We start from the raw sequence: 6,063 nt of genomic DNA, 5'->3' as shown, positions 1-6,063 counted from the left end.
CCACGCACAACTGGGGGTAGGAGAGGTCGCCGAGCTTCTCCCTGATCTTCGTCATATGGAACCGTATAGTCCGCCGGGTGACGCCGAGCCGCTGGGCGATCGCCTCATAGGAGGGTGCCTCGGCCATCAGCAGGAAGACTTCCGCCTCCCGGTCGCTGAGGGCATCGACATGGGCGAGCGCCGTCGCGATCGGGGACTGGGTGGGAATGTGTACGCGCATTCACGCGCCCTTCGGTTCGGCTCTCGGGTGACCTGTTTTCCATGATCACCTGACGGAGGGCGAAGCGGAACGACCCCGCGGGTTTCGGCCTCGGAATGGCCGGAACCCGTCGGTGTGATGTGCCGCGGCGTCAGGTCAACAGCCCGGCGGCCAGCTTGAGCCGTTCCTCCTGCTGCCGCCGTGCCAGGTCCAGCGTCTGCGCGTGCTTGTCGATCAGCCGCTTCTGGTACGCGGTGGTCACCGCGTACCGGACGCCGACCAGGTTGACCTTCTTCTTGCACGCGACGTCGGCGGTCGCCGCGGCGACGGCGGCCGCCGACGACAGCGTCGCTCCCTCGAAGCCGAGCTCGGAGGGGGCTTCCATCGGGTCCTTGACCTGATAACCGGCGTCCTTCATGCAGGCCGACCACTCCTGGTCGTTCTTCCGCACCCGGGAGTCCGCCTTGGTCCGGGACTCCGCCTCACTCTTGAGGTTGAACACGAACATGATGTCCACGGCGTCCGACTGGGGCGCGTACAGCTTGAGGTACGCCTCCCGGCCGCAGCCGCCGACCGGGAGCGCCTCGCCGTTCACCTTGGGAGCGCTGCTCTGTCGCCGCTCCGCCTCCTGCTGGTTCATCGGCATGGTGCCGACGTCGAGATCCTCCTCGCCGAAGAGCACGCGCTCCTCAGCCTTGGACATCGGAGCGCGTGCGGGCCGCTGCGGGGACTCCGAAGCCGTGGGGTTCTGGTAGCCGTACCGGGCCGCCTCCTGCGCGTCGACCACGCCGAAGAGATAGCGGTTGCCCGTCCGGGGTGCCTCGGCCGGCGGCGTCGTCACGTAGTCGAAACCGAAGCGGGCCATGCACTGCCTGGTGAGCTCCTGCTGCGCGCGACTCAGGGACGCCTGCTCCTCGCCGGTGGCGTCGTAGGCGTTCAGCGGCAGCTCGACGTCCTTGGTCTCCAGCATCACCGGCACCTTCCCGACCGCCGGTTCCCCCTCCCCGTCGCCCCCGCCCCCGCCCCCGGACGGGGAGCAGGCGGTGAGCGACACCGCGAGCAGGAGGGGCAGGACGGCGAGCGAGCGGCGAAGCGGAGCGGAGTGCATCGGGACCTAACGGGTGGGGACTGGACGGGAACGGGGCGATGCGCGGCCCGGGCTGCCGTTCCGGCCGGGAATCACGGGCGGAACAGCAGCCGGCGCGGCGTCACGAGCGGCGGCATCGCCGCCATGTCTCAGTTGTGGGCGGAGGAGATCTCGTTCTTGAACGTGTCGCTGGCGTTGCCTACGTGCATGGGCGGCAGGCTGCCCCGAGTGCCCCAGTAGTTGGCGTCCGTGTAGACGTAGTAGGTGTGCACGTCGTCCTTGCTGCGGTACGACGCCGTGTTGTCGTTGGTGGTCTGGCCGGCGCCGGCGCAGCCGCCGACGTTCTTGAAGTTGTCTCCCGAGAAGTTGGCCTCGTTGTCGTAGATGTCGAAGACGCAGCCCGCCTGGTTCGAGTTGTAGTACAGCCCGAACTCGTAGGTCTCCAGGTAGCCGTTCTTGACGGTGAAGGCCGCGGCACCGGGGGCCGTGGTGAGCGCGATGCCGGCGGTGGCGACGGTCGCGGCCGCCAGGGTGGCCAGGCGGCGCTTGGTGATGTCTCGGATCATGACTGCTCCCTGAGTGATGAACGCTGATCGGCGGTGATCGCCGTCCAAGATCAAACAGTGAAGCCGGACGGTCGTCTACTGACGCGGGGGACAGTGGAGGAGCTGCCATGAACACTGATAGCTTCATTGCCCCGGTACCCGTCGCGACGTCAAACACTTGCGTGGGCCCGTGAGTTCGTACATCCCCCCTCGCCTTGTGCCTGACGCACTCAGGAGTTGCCGCGTGCTCGCAGTCCGTCCTGCCGTCGGAGCTGTTCTGACGGTTCCCTCGGCGACCCTGTTCCTCACCGAATGCGGCGGCCCGAACGAACCGGTCCCGGCCGCTTCCGCGAAGGCGAGCCCCGAGGAGATCGCGTACTACCGCTGTCCGGAGAGCAACGGCGTGGTACCGCAGACGCCCAACCCCGGCCAGCTCCGTGTCGACAAGAACACGGATCCGGCGGTGGAGGCCGAGGCGAGCAAGAAATGCGCGCAGGAGCAGGCCGCGATACCCGAGGTCGCTCTCTCCGAGGAGGAACTGGCGGCGGCCCGCGCGAAGAGCGAGTGTGTCCGGGAGAAGGGGTCCAAAAACTTCCCCGACCCCGCCCCCAAGACCGGTGAGGTCGATCCGGCGGCCGCCGGGGTGCCCGGGAACCCGGAGCTGCGGGAGGCTGTACGGGAGTGCGCGGGCGTGCCCGGTGGTCCCGAGGACGGTGCGATCGTCGGAGGCTGACGCCGGCGCCGGCCGGTGGACAGCTCGGGTGCGGGGACAAGGGGAGACAGCAGCAGTGGCCAGGAAAGTCGAGGAACGGCCAGAGGCGGGGCCCGGGGCGGAGCCCGGACCGGAGGACGCCGCGCCGGGCAAGGGCGACGGTCTGCGCGGGCGCCGGCGCTGGGTGCTGGCGGTGGCCGTGGGCGCGGTGCTGGTCGCGGCCGGCGGGCTGGGCGCATCGCTGGTGATCAAGTCACCGGCACAGGCCGCCGCGGAGGCCGGGCCCCCTGCAAGGGACGTGCTGACGGCACCCGTGGAGCACCGGGTGCTGGTGTCCAGCCTGATCACCCGCGGCCAGGCGGTCGCCGGGCAGACGGTGAAGGTGGCCCCGCAGATGTCGGGCAGCGAGGGCGCCAGCGCGGTGATCACCAAGATCATCGCCGAGGCCGGCGCCGAGCTGAAGCAGGGGCAGGTCCTGCTCGAGGTGGCCGGCCGGCCGGTGTTCGTGCTCAAGGGGTCCGTGCCCGTCTACCGCGACCTGCGGCCCGGCGCCACCGGCAAGGACGTCGCCCAGCTCCAGCAGGCGTTGAAGGAACTCGGCCATCCCACCGGCGGCGACCCGGACGGCACGTTCGGCGCCGGGACAAAGACCGCGCTCACCGCCTTCTACGCGTCGATCGGGTACGACCCGAGGCCGGCCCAGGAGGACGGGGGCGCCGCGCTGGAGGCCGCCGAGGGCTCGGTGAGGGCCGCCCAGCGGTCCCTGGAGGACGCCCGTGACGAGGCGGGCGGCACCGGGGAGGACGCCGGCGGCGCCTCCGGCAGGGCCGTCGAACGCGCCCAGGAGGACCTGGCAGCCGCCCAGGAGGCGTACGCCGAGGTGCAGGCCACGTCCGGCCCGATCCTGCCCGCCGGCGAGGCCGTCTTCCTGGAGCGCTTCCCGGCCCGGGTCGGCTCCGTGCAGGGCCGGGTCGGCGACCAGGTCGAGGGCCCCGTGATGGTCCTCTCCTCGGGCCGGCTGCTGGTGGAGGCGTACGTCCCCGAGTACCAGAAGGGCCTGCTCCGCCCGGGCCAGCCCGTGGAGATCCACTCCGAGCTCAGCGACGTCACCGCGAGCGGGAAGGTCACCTCGGTGGCCGACGCCATGACCGTGCCGGGCGGGCCTTCCGACGCCGACGGCCAGGCCGAGGCGGTCGGCGCGGCCTCCGGCCACCTGGTGCGGATCACCCCCGACAAGGCGCTCGACCCCCAGCTCACCGGCCAGGACGTCCGTCTGACCATCAAGGCCGCTTCCACCGACGGCAAGGCCCTCGTCGTCCCGGTCACCGCGATCACCGCGGGAGCGGACGGCCGCACGGTCGTCACCGTGGTCGACGACGGAGGCCGGCAGCGGCGGGTCGAGGTGCGGCCCGGCACCAGCGGCGACGGGTACGTGGCCGTGCGGCCGGTGCGCGAGGGCACGCTGGCCGAGGACGACCGCGTGGTGACCGGCGTCGCCGCCGGGCACGCGGGGGTCACGGCGCCGTGACCCCGCCCAGCGATGCCACGCCGGTCATCGAGTTCCGTCAGGTCGCCCTGACCTACCCGGGACCACCGCCGGTGGAGGCGCTCAAGCCGTGCGACCTGACCGTCGAACGCGGCGACTTCGTCACGGTGGTCGGACCGTCCGGCTCCGGCAAGTCCACGTTCCTCAACATCGTGGGCCTGCTCGACAAACCCACCGCCGGCCGCTACTTCCTCGACGGGCACGACACCGTCGCGCTCCGGGACGCCGAACGCACCGCGCTACGCGGCCGGCGCATCGGCTTCGTCTTCCAGTCCTTCCACCTGCTGCCGCACCGCAGCGCCCAGGAGAACGTCGAACTCGCCCTGATCCACGGCGGAACCCCGCGCGCCAGGCGCGGGCCCGCCGCCCGCGAGGCCCTGGAGCGCGTCGGCCTGGGACACCGGACGGAGTCCGCGCCCACCCGGCTCTCCGGCGGCGAACGGCAACGCGTGGCGATCGCCCGGGCGCTGGTGTCCCGGCCCGCCCTCCTCCTGTGCGACGAACCCACCGGTAATCTCGACACCAGCAACGCCCGGTCCGTACTGGGTCTCCTCGAGGAACTGCACGCGGACGGCATGACCGTCCTGGTCATCACCCACGACCCCGACGTGGCCCGGCGCGGCAGTCGCACCGTCACCATCAGGGACGGCCGTCTGCGCCAAGGGGCCGGCGACCCGGCACCGGCGGAGAGGTGCGCCCGGTGATCCGGCTGATCAGGTGGCCGCTCCGGCGCCGGCGCCAACCCGCCGTCCCGCTGTCGGTGTTCGGGTTCCGGGACCTGATGGGCGAGGCGCTGGCCGGCATCCTGCAGCGCCCCGGCCGCTCCGCGCTGACGGCGCTCGGCACAGTGCTCGGCGTCGGCACCTTCGTCACCGTGCTCGGCCTCACCGCGACCACATCCTCACAGATCGACAACCGGTTCAACGCGCTGACCGCGACCGAAGTGACCGTCAAGGACGTGGCGAGCGAACAGGACGAGTTCGCGGGCCCCGGCTTCCCCGCCGACGCCGACCGGAGGATCGGCGCGCTGAACGGCGTGCGGGCCGGCGGCGTGTACTGGACGGTCCGCTCCGACTCCCCCCTGGCGGTGCGCGCCGCCCCGGTCGGCGGTCAGGCGCAGGCCTCCGACATCGTCGTGGTGGCGGCCTCGTCCGGTGTCCTCGAGGCGGCGGAGCCCACCCTGGCCCAGGGCCGCCTGTTCGACCGGCGGATGGACGAGCAGGGCGAGTTCGTGGCCGTGATCGGCGCCGGTGTCGCCTCCCGGCTCGGCATCTCCACCCTGGAGACCCGGCCCGCGTTGTTCATCGGCGACCAGTCGTTCACCGTCGTCGGCATCGCGGAGGACACCAAGCGCAAGGCCGATCTCCTCCTGTCGGTCGTCGTGCCCCGCACCACCGCGGAGAAGACCTGGGGCCTCCCCGACGGCGGGGCCGAGATGCTGGTGGCCACCGAACTAGGTGCGGCCGCCCAGGTGGCCGAACTCGCCCCCACCGCACTGCGGCCCGACCACCCCGAGTACCTCAAGGCCGTACCGCCCCCGGACCCCCGGACGCTGCGCTCAGGCGTCAACGACGACATGGGCCGCCTCTTCCTGCTCCTCGCCTCGATCTGCCTGGTCATCGGAGCGGTCGGCATCGCCAACACCACACTGGTGGCAGTCCTCGAACGCACCGGAGAGATCGGCCTGCGCCGGGCGCTCGGAGCCCGCGGACGGCACATCACGGGCCAGTTCCTCGCCGAGTCCGGGGCGCTGGGCGCGCTGGGCGGCCTAGTGGGCACGTCGATCGGCGTGAGCACGGTGGTGTCGGTTTCCGCGGTCCGCGACTGGACGCCGGTGGTCCACCCGGCGACGGTGGCCGCCGCGCCGTTCGTCGGCCTCCTCACCGGCGTGCTCGCCGGCCTCTACCCCTCGTGGCGGGCGTCCCGCATCCAACCCGTGGAGGCACTGCGCCGCTGACCGGGTCCTCGGCCCTG

7 protein-coding genes are annotated in these 6,063 nt (G+C 71.9%); 4 read left to right on the top strand and 3 right to left on the bottom strand.

Annotated features, from left to right (window positions below; all coding sequences use genetic code 11):
• From RIM90_RS29875 to RIM90_RS29865, 3 genes are all read right to left on the bottom strand, one after another.
• Positions 1-220: helix-turn-helix transcriptional regulator (locus RIM90_RS29875; RefSeq protein WP_309063866.1), on the bottom strand; the 220-nt coding region annotated here is incomplete at its 3' end.
• Positions 221-350: 130 nt separating this feature from the next.
• Positions 351-1,307: a hypothetical protein gene (locus tag RIM90_RS29870; protein WP_309063865.1), complete on the bottom strand. Its 957-nt coding sequence runs from the start codon at positions 1,305-1,307 to the stop codon at positions 351-353.
• 128 nt (positions 1,308-1,435) lie between these two features.
• Positions 1,436-1,852 carry a hypothetical protein gene (locus tag RIM90_RS29865; protein WP_309063864.1) on the bottom strand — a complete coding sequence of 139 codons (417 nt, stop codon included), beginning with the start codon at positions 1,850-1,852 and terminating at the stop codon, positions 1,436-1,438.
• Positions 1,853-2,075: 223 nt separating this feature from the next.
• Here RIM90_RS29865 and RIM90_RS29860 point away from each other — a divergent pair, with 223 nt between their 5' ends.
• From RIM90_RS29860 to RIM90_RS29845, 4 genes are read left to right on the top strand one after another with little or no spacing between them, the layout of a single operon-like run.
• The gene (locus tag RIM90_RS29860) at positions 2,076-2,564 is read left to right on the top strand and encodes a hypothetical protein (RefSeq protein ID WP_309063863.1); all 489 of its coding nucleotides are present in this window, start codon (positions 2,076-2,078) and stop codon (positions 2,562-2,564) included.
• 55 nt (positions 2,565-2,619) lie between these two features.
• Positions 2,620-4,071: a peptidoglycan-binding protein gene (locus RIM90_RS29855; RefSeq protein WP_309063862.1), complete on the top strand. Its 1,452-nt coding sequence runs from the start codon at positions 2,620-2,622 to the stop codon at positions 4,069-4,071.
• Entirely contained in the window at positions 4,068-4,793 is a 726-nt protein-coding gene (locus RIM90_RS29850) for an ABC transporter ATP-binding protein (protein WP_309063861.1), read from the top strand. The genes RIM90_RS29855 and RIM90_RS29850 overlap by 4 nt, the downstream gene beginning before the upstream one ends.
• Positions 4,794-4,798: 5 nt before the next feature.
• Positions 4,799-6,046, top strand: coding sequence for an ABC transporter permease (locus tag RIM90_RS29845; RefSeq protein ID WP_375165608.1), 1,248 nt, complete (start codon positions 4,799-4,801; stop codon positions 6,044-6,046).
• Positions 6,047-6,063: the final 17 nt, after the last annotated feature.

It is taken from the genome of Streptomyces sp., assembly GCF_031181555.1.
GTDB lineage: Bacteria > Actinomycetota > Actinomycetes > Streptomycetales > Streptomycetaceae > Streptomyces > Streptomyces fimbriatus.
The sequence above is the reverse complement of the archived record's forward strand: the minus strand, read 5'-3'. Positions and strand labels throughout refer to the sequence as shown.